11 protein-coding genes, 1 rRNA gene and 3 riboswitches are annotated in these 18,952 nt (G+C 56.2%); all 12 genes read left to right on the top strand.

Features of this window, described 5'->3' with window-relative positions:
• The first annotated feature begins 87 nt into the window (after positions 1-87).
• The gene (locus F1379_RS16980; RefSeq protein ID WP_239004710.1) at positions 88-1,539 is read left to right on the top strand and encodes a polysaccharide deacetylase family protein; all 1,452 of its coding nucleotides are present in this window, start codon (positions 88-90) and stop codon (positions 1,537-1,539) included.
• 203 nt (positions 1,540-1,742) lie between these two features.
• On the top strand, positions 1,743-2,996 hold the full coding sequence (locus tag F1379_RS16975) for a DUF58 domain-containing protein (RefSeq protein WP_150271938.1): 1,254 nt from the start codon (positions 1,743-1,745) through the stop codon (positions 2,994-2,996).
• Complete coding sequence (locus tag F1379_RS16970) at positions 2,971-5,298, top strand: DUF4129 domain-containing transglutaminase family protein (RefSeq protein WP_162551193.1); 2,328 nt, start codon at positions 2,971-2,973, stop codon at positions 5,296-5,298. The genes F1379_RS16975 and F1379_RS16970 overlap by 26 nt, the downstream gene beginning before the upstream one ends.
• Positions 5,299-5,382: 84 nt before the next feature.
• A complete protein-coding gene (guaA, locus tag F1379_RS16965; protein ID WP_150271933.1) occupies positions 5,383-6,921 on the top strand; it encodes a glutamine-hydrolyzing GMP synthase in 1,539 nt (512 codons plus the stop codon).
• A 731-nt stretch (positions 6,922-7,652) separates the two neighbouring features.
• Positions 7,653-7,752: riboswitch (purine riboswitch) on the top strand.
• Between the two features lie 121 nt (positions 7,753-7,873).
• Positions 7,874-9,274: an NCS2 family permease gene (locus F1379_RS16960; RefSeq protein WP_150271931.1), complete on the top strand. Its 1,401-nt coding sequence runs from the start codon at positions 7,874-7,876 to the stop codon at positions 9,272-9,274.
• Between the two features lie 221 nt (positions 9,275-9,495).
• Positions 9,496-11,088 carry an ArnT family glycosyltransferase gene (locus F1379_RS16955; RefSeq protein ID WP_150271928.1) on the top strand — a complete coding sequence of 531 codons (1,593 nt, stop codon included), beginning with the start codon at positions 9,496-9,498 and terminating at the stop codon, positions 11,086-11,088.
• 24 nt (positions 11,089-11,112) lie between these two features.
• Positions 11,113-14,928, top strand: coding sequence for a glycosyltransferase family 39 protein (locus tag F1379_RS16950; RefSeq protein WP_150271926.1), 3,816 nt, complete (start codon positions 11,113-11,115; stop codon positions 14,926-14,928).
• Between the two features lie 29 nt (positions 14,929-14,957).
• Complete coding sequence (locus F1379_RS16945; protein ID WP_150271924.1) at positions 14,958-15,941, top strand: glycosyltransferase family 2 protein; 984 nt, start codon at positions 14,958-14,960, stop codon at positions 15,939-15,941.
• Positions 15,931-16,341, top strand: a complete 411-nt coding sequence (locus F1379_RS16940; RefSeq protein WP_150271922.1) for a GtrA family protein — start codon at positions 15,931-15,933, stop codon at positions 16,339-16,341. The genes F1379_RS16945 and F1379_RS16940 overlap by 11 nt, the downstream gene beginning before the upstream one ends.
• 45 nt (positions 16,342-16,386) lie before the next feature.
• Complete coding sequence (locus F1379_RS16935; protein ID WP_150271920.1) at positions 16,387-17,052, top strand: class D sortase; 666 nt, start codon at positions 16,387-16,389, stop codon at positions 17,050-17,052.
• 129 nt (positions 17,053-17,181) lie between these two features.
• A riboswitch (cyclic di-GMP riboswitch) is annotated at positions 17,182-17,263 on the top strand.
• Positions 17,264-17,336: 73 nt separating this feature from the next.
• A riboswitch (cyclic di-GMP riboswitch) is annotated at positions 17,337-17,418 on the top strand.
• A 13-nt stretch (positions 17,419-17,431) separates the two neighbouring features.
• Entirely contained in the window at positions 17,432-18,235 is an 804-nt protein-coding gene (locus F1379_RS16930; RefSeq protein ID WP_150271918.1) for a transglutaminase-like domain-containing protein, read from the top strand.
• Between the two features lie 344 nt (positions 18,236-18,579).
• Positions 18,580-18,952: ribosomal RNA gene (locus tag F1379_RS16925) — 16S ribosomal RNA — on the top strand; the annotation flags it as partial.

Raw genomic sequence — 18,952 nt, 5'->3', positions numbered from 1 at the left:
ACCTCCAAAAGGCGCGCAGTCTGAAGTCTATAATCGGGCTTGTCTTCATACAATCTACCAAAAGCGCAGAAGCTGGAGGTATAAAAAATGAAGATTTGCGGTAACAAGCCCATCCGCCGGATAATGATCCGCGCACTGCTGATTATGGCATTATTGTGGGGAGCTGCTGGGCCCGGCTGGGGGACAGGCCCGCTTCCGGATGCCTCCGGGCAGCCATATTCCGCTCCGTACAGCACGTCCGCCGTATTCTCTAAGAATAATGCTCCGGCTGGCTTGAAGCAAGAAGATCGGACTGGCGCAGCGGCGGCGGCTCCGGCTCCGGCTGCCAAGCGGGCGGTCCTGGCGCAGCGGTCTGCTCCATCTCAGGCACCCGGCGTATCAGCCGTGCCGGAGGTTAAGAACACAGCCCTTAGTGCAACTGAATCGGGTAGTGCACCGGAACAGAAATCGCCGAAAATGGTGTATCTCACCTTCGACGACGGTCCGAGTGCAATCACGCCCAAGGTCCTGGATATTCTGCGGGAGCAGAAGATCAAAGCGACCTTCTTTGTGCTGGGGGAGCAGGCCAGGACCCGGCCTGAGCTGATCAATGCCCTCTGGGAGCAGGGCCATGCCATCGGCAATCATACATATAACCATAACTACAGCGATTTATATAGCGGCTTTACCCGTTTCTGGACCCAAATCAAGCAGACGGAGGAAGTGCTGCGGGAGATTACCGGCAGCCGTCCGCAGCTGGTGCGGGCTCCGGGGGGCACCTACGGCCATTTCGACGCCGCGTATTTCAGCCTGATGAAGCAAGCGGGATACACCGTGATGGACTGGACGGTGGACAGCGGCGATTCCCGGCGCAGAGGCGTTCCCGCCGCCGATATTGTACGGGATTCCCTGGAGGGTCTGGGCGACAGTGAGGTTATTCTGCTGCTGCATGACGGGGGAGGCCATGAGGAGAGCGTCAAGGCGCTTCCCGAAATCATCAGACGCTACAAGGCGGCAGGCTATTCCTTCGGCGTGTTGGACAACAGCGTGCGGCAGGTGGTGTTCCGGGTATCCTCCTCGGCGGAGAAGCTGCAGCGGGCGCAGCCGCCTGCTGCCTGGGTCGCCGCCAACATTGTTCCGAATGCCGCCCTCTTCGCTTCCGGCAAGCCGCTGGTGCTGGAGGTCGGGCTGCAGGAGGCCAGACTGGAAGCGGGAGAATATCTTGTGGAGCAAGGACGTTACCTCGTCCCGCTGCGTGCAGTGATCGAGCGGCTCGGAGGAGATGTGTCCTGGGACGCGGCCACACGCAGCGGCAGGGTGGTCTGGAATGGCCGGTCCCTCACGGCCGACGCGCAGAACCGGAGATTTACAGCTACATTGAAAGCGGGTACCGGAAAGGAAGGCTTCCGGAAGGAAGGCGCCGGTGAAGTGCGTGCAGCGGATATCCGGCTTATCGGCTCCACGCTGTGGGTACCGCTAAGGGAGCTGCTGGAGATGAGCGGGCATCCGCTCCGGCAGGCCGGTGTTACGGCGGAGGAACGGCGCGTCAAGGCGCTTTAGCCGGAATTAACTGGCTGCAGTTCAAGAGCAAGGCGGGTTTGGGCGCCCTTTTTCATGGGAAGAATAGACAGTATTAAGGCTCCGGCATTACGGCGTTAAGCTGCTGCGGAGCTAGTCTATGACCAAAGGAAGGATGCCTCTTGCCCTCTTCTTCTCTAACCAGCACTGAATATAGGCGCACTGCTGCCGGCCAGTGGCTGCGTATGGGAGCCGTAAGTGCCCTCTTCGGTTCTTTATACATGTGGCGCGGCGGAATGGCGCTGCTGTTTCTGCTGACCGCCAGCTGTATGCTGATGCTCGGCGGAGCCATGCTGCAGCTTCTCGGCCCGCGCAGGGTGAATATTACGCGCCGTATTTACCCTATCCATCCGGTTGCCGGAGATACGCTGACGATAGAGCTGCAGTTGGCTTTTACCTCGCGCATTCCGCTGCCCTGGATGCTGATTGCCGATAATTGGGATGGGGGCTGCCACCGGGAGCTGCTCTTTCCGGGGTTCCGCCGTTCGTTTACTTATTCATACACGCTGGAGGGAGTGCCGCGCGGTATCCACCGGCTGCAGAACTGCACAGTCACCTGGGGTGATCTCCCGGGACTGTTCACGGGCGAACTGCGGCCGGAGTCCCGGGAGGGCTTCAGGGTGCTGCCCCGGGCGTTGCCGGTTCATGGAACGCTGCCAGGCAGCGGGATGGCGGCGGGCGGCATCGCCGTGCTCCATCAGGGCAAGGCGCAGGGAAGTGAAGCGGCGGATATCCGCGACTATGCGCCCGGTGATCCGCTGAGCCGGATACACTGGAAGAACAGTGCCCGCAAGGGGACGCTGCAGAGCAGGGTACCCGAGCGGGAGCAGGGGCGGATGACCTGCATTGTACTGGCCAATGATCCCGCAAGCTATGCCATCCCCCACGCGCTGCTTCCGCCGCGTATCCGCAGAAACGCCTCTCCTCCGGCGTTCGAGCGCGCAGTGTCGGCGGCGATGGGCCTGCTGCTGGCTGCCGAACGCTCCGAAGCCTATGTACAGCTGTTCAGCGGCGGCTGGCCGGAAGGCATGGCACGCTACGAAGGTCTGGGCCGGATGCCCGCCCGGGTACGGGAGCTGCTGACGGAGATTGTGCCGGACGGCAACCGCAGCCTGGCCCGGCTGCTGGAGGACGCTTCGCGCCACTGGATTCCGGGGATGAAGGTAACAGTCATTACGGGACTTCTGGATACAGAATCGGCACGTGCGCTGGCCGGCTGCCTGACGCAGGGCATCCAGGTCGAGCTGTATTATATGTGGGACCGGCAAGCCGAGCCTGCCGGGCGTGCAGTGGCAACGGACGCCAAGCCGCGTCAAGCGGGAACGGTCACAGCAAGCCTGCAGCGGCTGGGAGCGCGGCTCTACTGCCTGGATGATTCGGGGCTTATGTCCGGACACGGGGAGGCGGCAATCCATGGGCATACTGGGCAAAAGATATAGCGTGATCCGGTTCGCCCCGGATGGGGGAAGCCCGGCGGCCGCCTCACGCCACCCGGGCGGCAGCTCTGCGCCCTCCGCTTGCGGAGTGGAGTACAGTCTGCCGGAGAACCCGGAATGGATGGAGAACAGCAAGGCCGATAATAGAGGGAATGCCCCCTTCTATTATCGTCTGCTGTTCTCTTTGACCATTGCGGGCGTTTTTATGGAATGGCTGCTGCCGCTCCACCGCCGGGCACAAGGCGGCCCGACGGCAGAGCTGCTGGAAATTCTGATGCTGGCCGCTGCGGCGCTTCTGTTCTGGGGAAGCTTCCGCTTGCCGGTGGCGGTGCAGGCGGGAGGACAGTTCGCCATCATGGCCCTTACCTGGTACTGCGCCGCAGCCGCCGGAGCCGGTCCGGGCTGGCTGGAAGGGTATGCCGCAGGGTTCAGAGAGGAAGCGGCGCTGCTCTTCAGCGGGAGGGTGGCCGAAATCAGCGAAGCCACCCGGCTGCTGATTCTTGCCGGGGGCTGGGGGCTGCTGGTCTGCTCCGTACAGCAGCTGGCCCTGCATCGGGGCAGTGCTGCGCTGTTCTATGCCGTAACGATTCTCTATTTGCTTGCGCTGAATCTCGTGTTCGGGCTGGAGACGGACCGTGATGTGCTGATTGCGGCCGGCCTGATCCTGTGGATGCTCAGCCTGGGCGCTTTGCTGCGTCTTGCGGAGGCGGCAGGGCGCCGCAGGCTTCCTTACATCCGCTGGGGCGGCTGCGCACTCGCCGCTGCGGTGCTGCTCGCTCTGGCGGCCTGGGCCGGGGGGCAGCTTTACGGTCCCCGGCCCGCGTCTCAACTGACGCTGCAGCAGGTGTACGCACAGCTGCAGGATTTCGCGGGCGGACAGCTCCGCCATCAGCCCGGCACGCGCCAAGCCAAAACGACCGGATACGGCCCGGGGGACCAGGAGCTGGGCGCTCCGTTAACGCCCTCCGCCGAGCCGGTCTTTACGGTATCCTCCGGCCGGCCGGTATATCTGAAGGGGGAGAGCCTTGCCGACTATGACGGACGCCGCTGGCTTAAGGACGGGGACCCGCTCTCCCGGCTCAGCCTGACTGCCTTGCCTGCCGGGGCGCTGCCGGAAGCCGGCGCCACGCTGGAGCAGCACATCAGGTTCGTGTCACCTTCGCCCGGAGGGGTGCCGCTCTTTCAGGCCGGAGCTGTGCTGGACGTCGGACAGATCGCGCTTACAGACGGGTCCCGGCTCGGCTTCGTGCTGAACGGCCGGGAGCACGGCGGCTTCTGGCTGCCGCTCGTCGGCCGGGCTGAAGGAATCCGGGAATATACGGTAACCTCCCGGCTGCCGGAGTCTGACCCGGAGGTGCTGCGCACGCTGCAGGGAGGCGATCCTTACGAGGTGGCCCGGGACTACCTTCAGCTTCCGGCATCCCTGCCTGCGCGGGTCGCGCAGCTGTCCGGAGAGCTGACGGCCGGGGCCGCGAGCCGTTATGATGCCGCCGCCGCCGTGCGGGATTATCTGCAGCAGAATTACATGTACACGCTGGATACGCGCATTCCGCCTGCCGGTGCCGATTTCGCCGATGATTTCCTGTTCGGCACCCGGCAGGGCTATTGCGTGCATTTCGCAACCGCGATGACGGTTCTGCTGCGCAGCAGCGGCATCCCGGCCCGCTACATCCAGGGCTACGGGCCGGGCACGCCGCTCGCAGGCGCAGCTGCCGGCAGCTACAGCATCACCGGGGCCGACGCCCACGCCTGGGTGGAGGTCTATTTCCCCGGCGCCGGCTGGGTTCCCTTCGACCCGACGCCCGGCTTCTCCGCCGCCGCTGCGCAGGCGGCGGACCCCGCGGCGGAGCACGCCGCCGCGCCGGAGCCGTCCGCGGCGCACCGCGCGGACGCTCTTCCGCCCGCCCTGCCGCCGGCGGGCGGACCGGGGGCGCCGCTTGCCGCTGCGGCGCTGCTGCTGGCGGCCGCCGCCTGGCGCTGGCGGCGCAGCCTGGCCCTGCTGCCGGCGCTGCTGCGCCCCGGCAGCGTGAGCCGCGAGCGGCAGCTGCGCGCCGCCGCGCTGGCCTGGCGCGGGCTGGCGGCGCGGTTCGGGCCGCCGCCGCCCGGCGTTACGGCGCGCGAGTACGCCGCCGCGCTGGCCGTGGACGACCCGCGGCTGCGCCGCGCGGCCGGGGAGTTTGTACGCCAGTGGGAGACACTGGCGTATGGTGCAGCCGGGCCGCCCTGCGGGTGCGGCCCCCCGGCCAGGGCAGACGGGGCCGCCTTTGTGGCCCGCTGCCTGGCGATCACATTCCGGCTGGGTTGACCATCCCAGCCGGACGCTCCGCTTCCCTTGACGCTGCGATTTATCCATGAGTATAATGAATCCAATAATCAAGGGAGGCACGTAATGAACAAGCCAAATGAAATTGTCGTCGTTCTCGATTTCGGGGGACAATATAACCAGCTGATTGCCCGCAGAATTCGCGATTTGGGTGTATACAGCGAGCTGCTGCCATATAACACGCCGGTGGAGAGAATCAAGGAGCTTCAGCCGAAGGGGATCGTATTCTCCGGAGGACCCAGCAGTGTGTACGCCGAGAATGCGCCGCATGTAGACCCGGCTATTTATGATCTGGGCCTGCCGATCTTCGGCATCTGCTACGGCATGCAGCTGATGGCCCATCAGCAGGGCGGTAAGGTAGAGCGTGCGGACAAGCGTGAGTACGGCAAGGCCAACGTCGATTTTCTGGAGCATGCTGCACTGGCCAAGGGCCTGGAGAGCGGTCAGACCGTCTGGATGAGCCACGGGGACCATGTGGTGGAGCTTCCGGCCGGATTTGTGCTGGATGCAGGCACGGAGAGTGCGCCGATTGCCGCGATGAGCCATGCGGAGCGGAAATTCTATGCCGTGCAGTTCCACCCGGAAGTGCGCCACTCCGTCAACGGGAACGACATGATTTCAAATTTCCTGTATGAAGTATGCGGCTGTGAAGGCAACTGGACCATGGAATCGTTCATCGAGGAGGCTGTGCGCGATATTCAGGAGAAGGTCGGGGACAAGAAGGTGCTGTGCGCGCTTAGCGGCGGTGTGGATTCTTCGGTGGTAGCGATGCTGATTCACCGGGCAATCGGCGACCAGCTGACCTGTATGTTCATCGACCACGGTCTGCTGCGCAAGGGCGAAGCCGAGAGCGTAATGGATACCTTTGTCGGCAAATTCGACATCCATGTTGTGAAGATCGATGCGCGTGACCGCTTCTTGGGCAAGCTGGCCGGGGTCTCCGATCCGGAACAGAAACGGAAGCTGATCGGCAACGAGTTTATTTATTGCTTCGATGAAGAATCGGCCAAGCTGGGCGATTTCGCATTCCTGGCGCAGGGCACGCTGTACACGGATATCGTGGAGAGCGGTACGGCGACCGCCCAGACGATCAAGTCGCATCACAATGTGGGCGGACTGCCGGAGGACATGAAATTCAGCCTGATCGAGCCGCTGAATACCCTGTTCAAGGATGAGGTCCGCAAGGTGGGCGAAGAGCTGGGACTGCCGAAGGAAATCGTCATGCGCCAGCCGTTCCCGGGTCCGGGGCTCGCGATCCGCGTGCTGGGCGAAGTGACAGAGGACAAGCTGCAGATCGTGCGCGATTCCGACTATATTCTGCGCGAGGAAATTGCCAAAGCCGGTCTCGATCAGGAGATCTGGCAGTACTTCACGGCCCTCCCGAACATGAAGAGCGTCGGCGTCATGGGCGACGAACGCACGTATTCCTACACCGTCGGCATCCGTGCCGTAACTTCCATCGACGGCATGACCGCCGACTGGGCGCGCATTCCTTGGGATGTGCTGGAGAAGATTTCAGTGCGCATCGTCAACGAAGTCGATAACGTCAACCGTATCGTCTACGACGTGACTTCCAAGCCGCCAGCGACTATCGAGTGGGAGTAGGCTTCACTGTTTAGGATTGCTGCCGTGCCCGCTGCAGGCGCTGCACAAGTATAGATGATCTGTATAACCACAAGAGCCTTCCAGGGCCGCGAGTGCTGCGGTCCCGGAAGGCTTTTATCTGTGCCTAACCATTAATTAAAGGAGGGTGAACCCGATATAGATCGGCACCGCCCTGTACTGGTTTGCGCATCGGCCGGTCATGATTCTTCCCGGACCGCCTTAATATTTCTTTTGCTCAGGAAATATGTACCTGCGCCAAAAGCGCCCCCCATTAGAATCCAAAGTACAACGGAGAATAAAGAAATATGTAATTTCTCACCTGTCAAAGCCGGAAACAGAAATTCCATCAGAATCAGCATAGTGAAGCCCCATTGGGCCCCCGCCCAAGCATATTTCTTTTTTAACCCTTGAAGGGCTGTCTTGTAATCAGCTTCGCTGTCATATTCGCTTTCGGCAACGCTTTCTGAAATCGGAGTGTCAATTATATATGACAACTAGCCGAAGAATATTTCTCCCCAAAAAGGGCATTTCTAGAGCATGCACACCAGCGGATGCTCAGATAAAGATCCACAAAGCCCCGGTATTTAGAATCGTAAGCCCTGTTTTCGTTTGCTGATTCCCAGATTCTATAATAAAAATGGACGATTTACGAACGTTATCGCAAACCTCACGCATAATGTTCGTATTTACCATTGACAAGTCATGTCAACTACACCTAAAATGAAAAAGCGTTCAAAGCAGCATATACATTTCGTATAATTCCGGGGATTGGCCTGGAAGTATCTACGAGGTCACCGTAATGGCCTGGCTACGATAAAGAAGTGCAACGTCTTGACTGAATCGGCGGATACCCGCGGAGGAGGAAGGGGACGGCGCTTTTTTCAGCCGGTGCCCTTGTGGATGCCGGCTTTTGCTTGCGTACAGATACCACACACCTTAGGGGGAGAATAATTTGAACCGCTTCTTCAAGCTCAAAGAAAACGGAACCACCGTCCGCACAGAAATTATGGCCGGTATCACTACTTTTATGGCCATGGCTTACATTCTGTCGGTCAATCCCAGCACGCTGACAGCCTTCGGCCGGATCGATATGGGCTGGTATTCCGTATTTCTGGCTACGGCGCTTGCCGCCGGTATTTTCACGATTGCCATGGGCGTATTCATTAATTTTCCGGTAGCTTTGGCACCGGGCATGGGTCTTAATGCATACTTTGCTTCCGTTATTCTGGCATCCGCTTCAACTGATCACAAATTCACCTGGCAGATGGGCCTGACAGCGGTCTTTATCTCCGGTTTAATCTTTATCCTGCTGACTGTCACTAAAGTACGGCAGATGCTGCTGGTCGCAATTCCGGACAGCCTGAAGCACGCTATCACCGTCGGCATCGGCCTCTTCATTACCATCGTTGGTCTGAAGAACAGCGGACTGATGACCATCGGCGTGGAAGCGGGCAAGGACATCCCGGCTAACACACTGACAGATGTGCTCTCCTTCGAGACGGTTATTCATATGGGCAGCATGGAGAACACGAACGTTCAACTCGTTCTTATCGGTCTGCTGCTGATTGCCATTCTGATGGTGCTGAAAGTACGCGGTGCTATCCTGTTTGGTATTCTGGGCACAACACTTGCTGCCATTCTGATGGGCGCTGTTGATTTCAGCTCTTTGAACAACCCGACGACGCCGTGGGTTCCTGATTTCACGCAGCTCAACTTCTGGGAATTTGACTGGGACGGCATTATGCATACCGGTATCGTCTCGGCCATTGCTACCTTTACTTTCGTAGAATTGTTTGATACCTTCGGCACCCTGGTGGGTACCGCAGAACGTGCTGGAATTATGAAGAACAAAGAAGAAGGCCAGAAGCGTGTCGGCAATGCGATGTTCGTTGATGCTGTAGCTGTTGCCGGAGGTGCGATGATGGGGACTTCGACCACTACTGCGTATGTAGAAAGTGCTGCCGGTGTCGCCGAAGGCGGACGTACCGGTCTGACAGCGGTAACGACAGGCATCTGCTTCTTGCTTTCGTTGTTCCTGGCTCCGGTTGTCGCCTTGATTCCGGGCTCGGCTACCGCTGCTGCATTGATTATTGTCGGTGTACTGATGGCCCAGTCGATCCGCGACATTGATTTTCAGGATATGGTCGTTGCGATTCCATCGTTCCTGACCTTCACGATCATGGCCTTCACTTACAATATCGCTAACGGTATTTCGTTCGGTATCGTGACTTACGTTATTCTCGCTTGTGTGGCCAACCTGGCCGGCAAGAAGAAATATGATATCCACTGGATGATGTGGGTACTGGCGGTGCTGATCGTTCTCCGCTATCTGCTGATCGGCAGCCAGGGTTAAGCGAATTTCATCCGGCTTATTACAAGACAAATGCCAAGCGGCTCCTTCAACAGAATGAAGGGGCCGCTTTTTTTGGTTGATTTGAAAAGTAAACCGGGTCCCGCAAAGCAGTTGAACCGGCTTCCAGACAGTTACAACATATTGTGGGGCTATCTACGGACAATCGCCGCTCTTTCCTTCACCCAGTATTTAGATTATATTGTTGGAAGAGGTGATCCGTATTGCCTGGCTATGTGAATAAAATGCTCGGTGCAATCAAGACCAACCCCTGGCCGCTACTGCTGTTTGCCCTGGGGGCGCTTGTACGGCTGCTGTACATCGGCTCCGTTCCCCCGGGACTCAATCAGGATGAGGCGTCGATTGGCTATGATGCCTATGCCATTCTGCATTACGGCATCGACCGCAACGGTATTCGTCTGCCGGTGCATCTGATTAGCTGGGGCAGCGGACAGAACGCTCTTTATGCGTATTTATCCATGCCGTTTATTCTGCTGTTCGGCCTGAACCCGCTGTCGGTGCGGGCTCTCAGTGTCCTGATGGGACTGCTCGGCATGCTTTTCTTCTATTTGATTATGCAGCGGCTTTATCCTTCCCGGGCAGCGGGTACCGCCGCGATGTTTATGATTTCCATTAATCCCTGGCATATTATGATGTCCCGCTGGGCACTGGAATCGAATCTGTTTCCGACAGTGGTGCTGATCGCCTTTTATTGTCTGCTGCGATCAGGCAAAGAACCGAAGTGGTCGCTTGGCTTTACCGTACTGCTAGCCCTTTCGCTTTATGCTTACGGTACCGCCTATTTTTTCGTGCCTGTCTTCGCTTTGTTTGCAGCCGCGCTGCTGCTGTACCGCCGCAGGCTGAAGCTGGGGCTGCTTCTGTGGAACGGCATATTATTTGTGCTGCTGGCCCTGCCCATATTATTATTTATAGTAATTAACCGATTCGGCTGGGCGGGAATAAGCACTCCGTTGCTGTCGGTCCCCAAGCTGACGATGCCGCGTGTGGAAGAGGTGTCCTCGGTCTTCAGCGGGGACTTGCTGCAGACGGCCCGGGCTAATATTCGTGTATTTGCGGAGATGATGTACACCGGCAGCGACGGTTTGCTCTGGAATACGCTTCCGGGCTTCGGCTACGCCTACCCGCTCGGTTTGCCCTTTGCGCTTATCGGCCTTGTTGTCATGCTTGCGGCTGCCCGGAAACGTGAAGGGGAGACATATGGACAGGCGCTGGTGCTGCTATGGCTGCTTGCGGCAGTGCTGATGGCTTTGATTACCCAGGTGAATATTAACCGCATGAATATTATTTTCTTCCCGCTGATCATGCTGATCACCGCCGGCTGCATTTGGGCCGGCCAGCGGCTGCGGCTCATCGGGGTCCTGTCTGCAGCGGCTTTTGCCGTTATGTTCGGCATGTTCGCAGGGGAGTATTTCCGTGAATTTCCGCAGCAGATTGGTGCGGCCTTCTATGAATCCGCCGGCGAAGCCATTTCCTATGCGACTGAGCATAGCAGTGGGGACATTTATGTTACCGATATGATCAATATGCCCTACATTTACGTCCTGTTCTATGAACAAATCAAGCCTGCCGACTTCCTGGAATCTGTGGTTTATGCCAATCCCGGGGAGGCTTTCCAGCGGGTGTCCTCCTTCGGGCGCTACCGCTTCGGCCGGCTGCTGAATGTCCCGGCAGGTACTGCCTATGTCTTTCACAATAACGACGTACTCCCTGCTGTACAAGGTGAATATTCGATTAAACAGTTCGCCCGCTACAGTGTGCTGCTGACCGGAGCGGACGTTCGGGAAAGAATGGATTAACATTGACGAGGTGAGGTTGGAACAATGATCAAAAGAACGCAAGGTTTGGCTGTCATCGCTATTATCCTGTTATTGTTCATGCTTCCTGCGGCGAACGTGTTTGCCGACGGCAATTTGCTGCAGAATCCCGGCTTTGAAGAAGGGGAGAGCGGCGCCCCTCTTGGCTGGACCAAGGATGAATGGATAGCCGGAGAGAATTCCGGCCTGTTATCCGTCCAGTCCGAGGAGGTGCACTCCGGAAGCAAAGCGGCAGTGATCGAGAACCTGGAGCCGAACCATTTGAAATGGGTCCAGACCGTAGCCGTGGACCCGGAAGCGTACTACAAAATTTCCGGGTACATTAAAGTTGCCAATACTGCAGGCTCAGGTCTTGGCGCGAACATCTTTCCGGTAGGCGTCGGGGGCGGATATCCCGCCGTGGCCGATACCGGCGGCGATTGGCAGTACGTAGAGTACTACGGCCAAGCCGGCAAGGAGCAGAAGGAAGCCGGCATCGGAGTGGCGCTTGGCGGCTACTCCAATCTGATTCAAGGCAAAGCTTATTTCGACGATTTATCCGTTGAGCGGGTAGAGGCGCTTCCGGACGGGGTGAACGCTATATCGCTGGATGCTGCAGCTGCGGCGGGCGGTGGCAGTGAGCCAACCGAAGTTCCGCACAAGGTCTCTCCGGCCAAGCTGCTGCTCTTCTCGGCGCTGTTTAGTGCGTTCTTTGCCTGGATGCTTACCCGGGCATTCCGCAGCGACCGGCTGCTGAAGCAAGAGGAAGTCATCTACACAAGATGGTTATATGTCATCTTTGGAGCCGCTTTGATTGTCCGTATCTGGATCGGGCTGACTGCACAGGGCTACCAGAATGATATGAATACCTTCATTTCCTGGGGACAGCGTCTGGTCGATCTGGGTCCGGGCAAGTTCTATGAGGAAGGCTATTTCGCCGATTACCCGCCGGGGTACCTGTACATACTGTATTTGCTTACCCTGATCAAGAATCTGTTCGGCTTTGCCCACGGCTCCGGCGGGGAGACGCTGGTCTTCAAGCTGCCGGCCATTCTCTCTGATCTGGTATTGGGAGCACTTATCTACCGCTTCGGCCGTAAAAAGCTTGGCTCCGGCATGGCCGTCGGACTTACGCTGCTCTTCCTGTTCAATCCGGCGGTGCTGATGGATTCGGCGGCCTGGGGACAGGCGGATTCCTTCTTTGTTGTGTTCCTGCTGCTGAGCATTGCGGGTGCTGCTGACAAAGCTTTTGTCCGGGCCGCGATATTCTTCGCGCTGGCTGCTTTGATCAAACCGCAGGCATTTATCTTTACACCGGTGCTGCTGTTTGCCTTCTATCACGCGCGGGCCTGGAAGCAGCTTGCCGTTGGCGCGTTGTACGGGCTTGGAATCTTTATCGTGCTGGCCACGCCATTCTTCTGGAACAACGGCGGGCTGGGCGGCTTAATTGATCTGTACCGCAACACGCTTTCCTCATATCCGTATTCTACCGTCAACGCTTTTAATCTGTACGCGCTGACCGATCCGATGTGGTCCTCGCTGGATCTGATGTTCCTGGGCATCCCGTACCGGACCTGGGGCTTTATCGCAATTCTGTTCGCCGTAGCGACAGCTGCGCATTTTTCGTTCAAGAAAGACAGCAAGGACCTGACGAAATCCTATTTCATCGGAATGCTCCTGATCGTAATCATGTTCGTGCTGGGCACCAAAATGCATGAACGTTACATCTATCCGGCGCTGATTCTCGCCTTATTCGCTTTTATAGAGAGCAAGGACCGGCGTTTCCTGACCTTGTTCCTTGGCTTCAGCATCACCCAGTATATCAATGTAGGCTACACCCTGGCGTACTTGAACACCGGCAGCAATCCGCCTTCCGACGGGATTGTGCTGGTCACCTCAATCGCCAATCTGGCGCTGCTTGCTTATATGCTGTACGTAGGTTTGGCTGTGTATATCCGGGGTGATGTGAAGCGGCTTCCGCTGCCCCAGACGGCGGCCGATAAATCCGCTGCTGATCTGCAGCTGGTTGAGGGGCTGCGCCCGCTGGCGGCAGCTGCGGGGAAATCGAAGAAACGCCTGCTTACCCGCAGGGACTGGATCATCATGCTGGCGATTACCGCCGTATATGCCGCGCTGGCCTTAACGAATCTGGGCTCCACCAAATCCCCGGAAACCATCTGGCGCCCTGCCGCCGCCGGCGACAGCTTTGTTGTGGATCTGGGACAGAGCAGGCAGCTGGAGCGGGTAAATATTTTTGGAGGCGTCGGGACCGGCAAATTCAAGCTGGAGTTCAGCCAGACACCGGATGCCTGGGGTAGTCCGCTCGATGTGAACGAAGAAGTCGGCAACGTGTTGATCTGGAAAAGCCAGCAGCTGAACGTACCGGCAAGATACGTCAAGCTGACGGTGGGAACGCCGGGCTTCATCCTGCATGAGATGGCGTTCTACGAGCAGGGCGGCGGACGGACGCCGCTGCCGGTAGCTGCCGTTACCCCGGAAACCGGGACGGCCCAGGAGGGCTCGCCTGCCAATCTGTTCGATGAACAGTCGATTATTCCGGAATATGCCGGGTTCATGAACAGTACTTATTTTGATGAGATTTATCACGCCCGGACCGCATATGAACATGCCCATGGTATCGTTGCCTACGAGAATACCCACCCGCCGCTCGGCAAGGTGCTGATCTCGGTCGGTATGGAGCTGTTCGGTGTCAATCCGTTCGGCTGGCGTATTATAGGCACGCTGTTTGGAGTCGCGATGCTGCCGCTGATTTATATGATGGGCAAGAGGCTCTTCCATAAGACGCTGTACGCCGCACTTGCGGCCGGACTGTTCGCGCTGGATTTCATGCATTTCACCCAGACGCGGATTGCTACCATCGACGTTTACGGCGTATTCTTCATTATGTTAATGTTCTATTTCATGCAGCGATATGTCACTATGAACTTCTACCGCGAGCCGCTGCGCAAGACCCTGCTGCCGCTCTTCTGGTCCGGCCTGTTCTTCGGCATCGGCGTCGCCTCCAAGTGGATTGTGCTGTACGGGGGCGCAGGACTTGCGATTATGCTGTTCCTGTCACTCTTCGAGCGCTACAGGGAGTACAAGGCGGCGGGGCGGGTACTGGCCGAAGGCAACGGGGACGCCGACCTCAAAGTTGGGTTACGCAAGGCAGACCGTTTCTGGAAGAATACCATCATTACCTTGGTGAGCTGTGTAGGCTTCTTTGTGGTTATTCCTGCGGTAGTCTATGCGTTGTCCTTTATCCCGGTGTTGTCGGTTACAGCCGAGGGCTACACCTTTAAAGGACTCATTGATGCCCAGAAGAATATGTACAACTACCACAGCCAGCTTGTGGCGACCCATCCGTTCGCTTCCTCCTGGTGGGAGTGGCCGTTTATGAAGCGTCCGGTCTGGTTCTACAGCGGCGGTGAAGGCCTGCCCGATGGGCGGGTCAGCAGTATCGTGACCATCGGCAATCCGCTGATCTGGTGGACAGGAATCTTTGCGATGCTGGCAGCGCTATGGCTTATTATTAAGCGCAGGGAGAAGAACCTGTATATGCTCTGGATCGGCTTCTTCTCACAGTATGTGCCGTGGATGCTGGTGCCGCGCGAAACGTTCCTTTACCATTATTTTGCCATGGTGCCGTTTATGATTCTTGCTATTGTATATATCATGAAGCTGCTGGAGGACAGATTCGCCGAGATGAAATATGTCCGCTATACCTACGTGGCTGTGGCTGCCGTTCTGTTCATTATGTTCTACCCTGTGCTTTCGGGCATGGAGGTTAACAGGGGCTATGTAACGGATATCTTACGCTGGTTCCCGTCCTGGGTATTCTAGGGGAGCCGCGGAATTAGGAGGAACCGAGGGTGAAAGCCAGATACAGTGTAGTGGTCCCCATGTTTAATGAGGAGGAAGTGATCCGGCATACGTATCAGCGGCTCCGGAGTGTGATGGACGGATGCGGCGATACGTATGAGCTGGTCTTTGTCAACGACGGCAGCCGGGACCGTACGGCTGAGATCATGCGGGAGATCTGCAGTGCCGACGAGCATGTCAAGCTGGTGGATTTCTCCCGCAATTTCGGGCATCAGGTGGCGATTACGGCCGGCATGGATTATGCCCAAGGGGACGCGGTTATTGTTATTGATGCCGACCTGCAGGACCCGCCCGAGGTTATCCTGCAGATGATCGACAAGTGGAAGCAGGGCTATGAGGTCGTCTACGCCAAGCGGTTAAAGCGGCACGGGGAAACGCTGTTTAAGAAAACAACCGCCAAACTCTTCTACCGCCTGCTCCGCAATATGACCAGTGTCGATATCCCGACCGATACCGGGGATTTCCGGCTGATCGACCGCAAAGTATGCGATGTGCTGCGCGGACTCAAAGAGAAGAACCGGTATGTGCGGGGCCTGGTGAGCTGGGTCGGGTTCCGGCAGACGAGCGTCGAATATGTGCGGGAGGAACGCTTTGCCGGTGAAACGAAATATCCGCTGAAGAAAATGATCCGGTTCGCCCTGGACGGCATCACCTCTTTTTCGCATAAACCGCTCAAGATTGCTTCATATGTCGGGTTCTTTCTGAGCTTCTTCAGCTTCCTGTACCTGTTCCTGATTATATTCCAGAAGTTCTTCACTTCCTGGAATGTTCCCGGCTGGACCTCCATCGTGGGCGTAAATCTCCTGTTCAACGGCATTACCCTGATGCTGCTCGGGGTCATCGGCGAATATATCGGACGGATCTACGATGAATCGAAGGACCGGCCGTTATATATTGTGCGTGAAGTGAAAGGTTACCCTGGAGAGTATACGGACCATAAGGGTGAACGAGAGGCGCAGGATAATGTCAGATAGCGGGAATGGACGGCGTGCCGGAATTGTACAGTTTCTAAAGTTTAATGCTGTGGGACTGCTCAATACGCTGATTGATTTTGCGGTGTTTACGCTGCTGCACACGCTGGGAATGATGAATACGCCGGCGCAGATTCTTTCGTACAGCGCCGGCACGGCCAACAGCTTTTTTTGGAACAAGAGGGTAACCTTTAAGGATCGGGGACGGGGCTCGAAGGATGGCTTTGACCGGATGCAGCTGCTTAAGTTTATTGTCCTCAATTTGATAGTGCTGGGTATTTCGGTGCTGCTGATAGATCTGTTCACCGGTGTGCTCGGGCTGCATGTGCTTGCGGCTAAAGTGCTGGTTACCGGCATTACTGTCGTCATTAATTTCTTTGGCAGCCGCAAATGGGTATTCTGAGCTTTAATTGCCGGCCTTTATTCTAACTGATGGGAGGCAGGAGCTATGCGCAAATTCGCTTATTTGATCATTCTGGCCGGAGTGCTGGTGATGCTGTACCCCAAGGCAAGCGAGTGGTACAACGACCGTCAGCAGGAGAAGCTGCTGCAGGAAGCCGAAGCGGCATACAGTTCCATGGCCCCTTCCTCTTCGTCTTCGCCTGAGCTGGCCAAGCCGTATGCGGAAGTAACGGAGCTGCTGGCCGAGGAGGCGGAGGAAGAGGAATCTGCTGTTCCGGCCGAAGGCGGGGACAAAAGCGAGGTCAAACTCGGGGGCAAGGTTATAGGAATTATATCTATTGAGAGCATTGATGTGAAGCTGCCGATTCTCGAAGGGGCCACCAAAGCCAATATGAAGCATGCGGCGGCCCATATGAAGGAGACTGCGCCACTGGGCGGGGTAGGTAATGCGGCCATAGCAGCGCACCGGTCGAGAACGGCGGGCCGGCTCTTTAACAGGCTGGGTGAGATGAAGATCGGAGACAAAGTCTCAGTAAAGACGGCGGAAACGCAATTTGACTACGAAGTATATGATATTTCCATTGTGGAGCCTACGGATGTGTCTGTGCTGAACGGCAATGGCGAGGACCGGATTCTGACGCTTATTACTTGTGATCCGCTCATCGATCCGACACATCGCCTGATTATTCACGCTAAATTATCCAATAAATAGAGGGAAACGACAAAAATCTGCGTATTTATTTAAAAATTTTAATAATTTACATGGAAATAGGCCTAAATCTTCGGATTTAGGCCTTGAATCTATGCCTATCTATGATACTATATAACTAGAAAAGCTAAACACGATAAACGGCAAACCTATCGAAAGGTAGGGACGCAAAGCTACAGGGCCTTCCCGTGATGGATGGCAGCCAGCTACCGAATGAAGAGGCTTTTTTTGTTTGTTCGTTTCTGTCGGAATTTCTATTAATCTATTAAGCAAGACCGATAAAGCTTGCACGATAACGGCAAACCTACCGAAAGGTAGGGACGCAAAGCTACAGGGCCTTCCCGTCACGGATGGCAGCCAGCTACCGAAAGGAGTTTTATCCATGAAAAAATTATATTTCATGTTGGCTACATTGTTCATTGTTGTTACTTCGTCCCTCCAGGCTGGAACAGCATATGCTGATACAGAATGGCTTAATACATCGAAACTGGACCAAGGTGTTGTCTCGGTTTCTTATGCAGTTCCGAAGGACAAGCGTATCAAAGTCATGATCACCAAGGGCAGCAGCAGCTATACTTACAATCTGTATGCGTCCAAGAAGACCGAGACGTTCCCGCTGCAACAAGGTAATGGTTCTTACAAGGTTTCCGTGCTGGAGAACACCACCGGCAACAAATACAAAGTGGTTACCTCCGAGACAATCGATCTTAGCCTGAGCAATACCAATGCCGTATACTTAAGCTCGGTTCAGAATGTAAGCTGGAACTCTTCCGATAAAGCTGTATTGAAAGCCGATCAGTTGACTACAGGCCTGACTACAGATGAAGCCAAAGTGAAAGCAATCTATAATTACATTGTTACCAACATTAAATACGATTACACATTGGCTGCTAATGTGGCCGGTGATTATATCCCTAACAACAACAGTACGCTCGCTACCAAGAAGGGGATCTGCTACGATTATGCTTCCCTGTTCGCAACGATGCTGCGCAGCGAAGGCATTCCAACCAAGCTTGTAATGGGGAATACCAGCTATGTTGATACGTATCATGCCTGGAATGAAGTTCTGCTGAACGGCAAGTGGGTAACGATTGATACTACCGTAGACGCAGGGCTGGGCAAGGGAGCCAAGACAACTGATATTGCAAAATCTTCAACTAAATATACAGCAGTCAAGTACTATTAATACGCAGTATGGATTCCGAGGTAACCCGCTTAATTATTAAGCGGGTTATTTTATTTATGAGAGGGGGTTGCTTTTTGAATAGGATCTGAGGTATTATAGGTAAGCGTTGTTGGAACGCGATGACAGCTGAATATGAAATGCCGAATATAACATTTCAAAAAAAGCTTGCATTAAGTTCTGTAACGTGGTATATTATAAAAGTTGCTGATGACGAGTTAATAACTGAAGCGACGGTTGATCTTTGAAAACTGAACAACGAGTGAGTATCGGAAATCACTTCGGTGATTCCAAATTGAGAATTTATTCTCGTCAGTTTCAAAATGAGCTATTGCTCTTTCAATACCTTATTGGAGAGTTTGATCCTGGCTCAGGACGAACGCTGGCGGCGTGCCTAATACATGCAAGTCGAGCGGAGTTATGAAGGAGCTTGCTCCTGATTAGCTTAGCGGCGGACGGGTGAGTAACACGTAGGCAACCTGCCCCTTGGACTGGGATAACTACCGGAAACGGTAGCTAATACCGGATAATTTCTTCTGCTGCATGGCGGGAGAATGAAAGGCGGATTAATCTGTCATCAAGGGATGGGCCTGCGGCGCATTAGCTAGTTGGTGGGGTAACGGCCCACCAAGGCGACGATGCGTAGCCGACCTGAGAGGGTGAACGGCCACACTGGGACTGAGACACGGCCCAGACTCCTACGGGAGGCAGCAGTAGGGA

Origin of the sequence: Paenibacillus tepidiphilus (genome assembly GCF_008635795.1) — a bacterium.
Taxonomy (GTDB): domain Bacteria; phylum Bacillota; class Bacilli; order Paenibacillales; family Paenibacillaceae; genus Paenibacillus_AQ; species Paenibacillus_AQ tepidiphilus.
Note: the sequence above shows the minus strand (reverse complement) of the source record. Positions and strands in the feature narration are given on the sequence as shown.

Bases quoted from the DNA above. Each gene is read 5' to 3' on its own strand.
- F1379_RS16970 (WP_162551193.1), top strand. From the start codon at position 2,971: ATGGGCATACTGGGCAAAAGATATAGCGTGATCCGGTTCGCCCCGGAT.
- F1379_RS16940 (WP_150271922.1), top strand. From the start codon at position 15,931: ATGTCAGATAGCGGGAATGGACGGCGTGCCGGAATTGTACAGTTTCTA.
- F1379_RS16980 (WP_239004710.1), top strand. From the start codon at position 88: ATGAAGATTTGCGGTAACAAGCCCATCCGCCGGATAATGATCCGCGCA.
- F1379_RS16975 (WP_150271938.1), top strand. From the start codon at position 1,743: ATGGGAGCCGTAAGTGCCCTCTTCGGTTCTTTATACATGTGGCGCGGC.
- F1379_RS16935 (WP_150271920.1), top strand. From the start codon at position 16,387: ATGCGCAAATTCGCTTATTTGATCATTCTGGCCGGAGTGCTGGTGATG.
- F1379_RS16950 (WP_150271926.1), top strand. From the start codon at position 11,113: ATGATCAAAAGAACGCAAGGTTTGGCTGTCATCGCTATTATCCTGTTA.
- guaA (WP_150271933.1), top strand. From the start codon at position 5,383: ATGAACAAGCCAAATGAAATTGTCGTCGTTCTCGATTTCGGGGGACAA.
- F1379_RS16930 (WP_150271918.1), top strand. From the start codon at position 17,432: ATGAAAAAATTATATTTCATGTTGGCTACATTGTTCATTGTTGTTACT.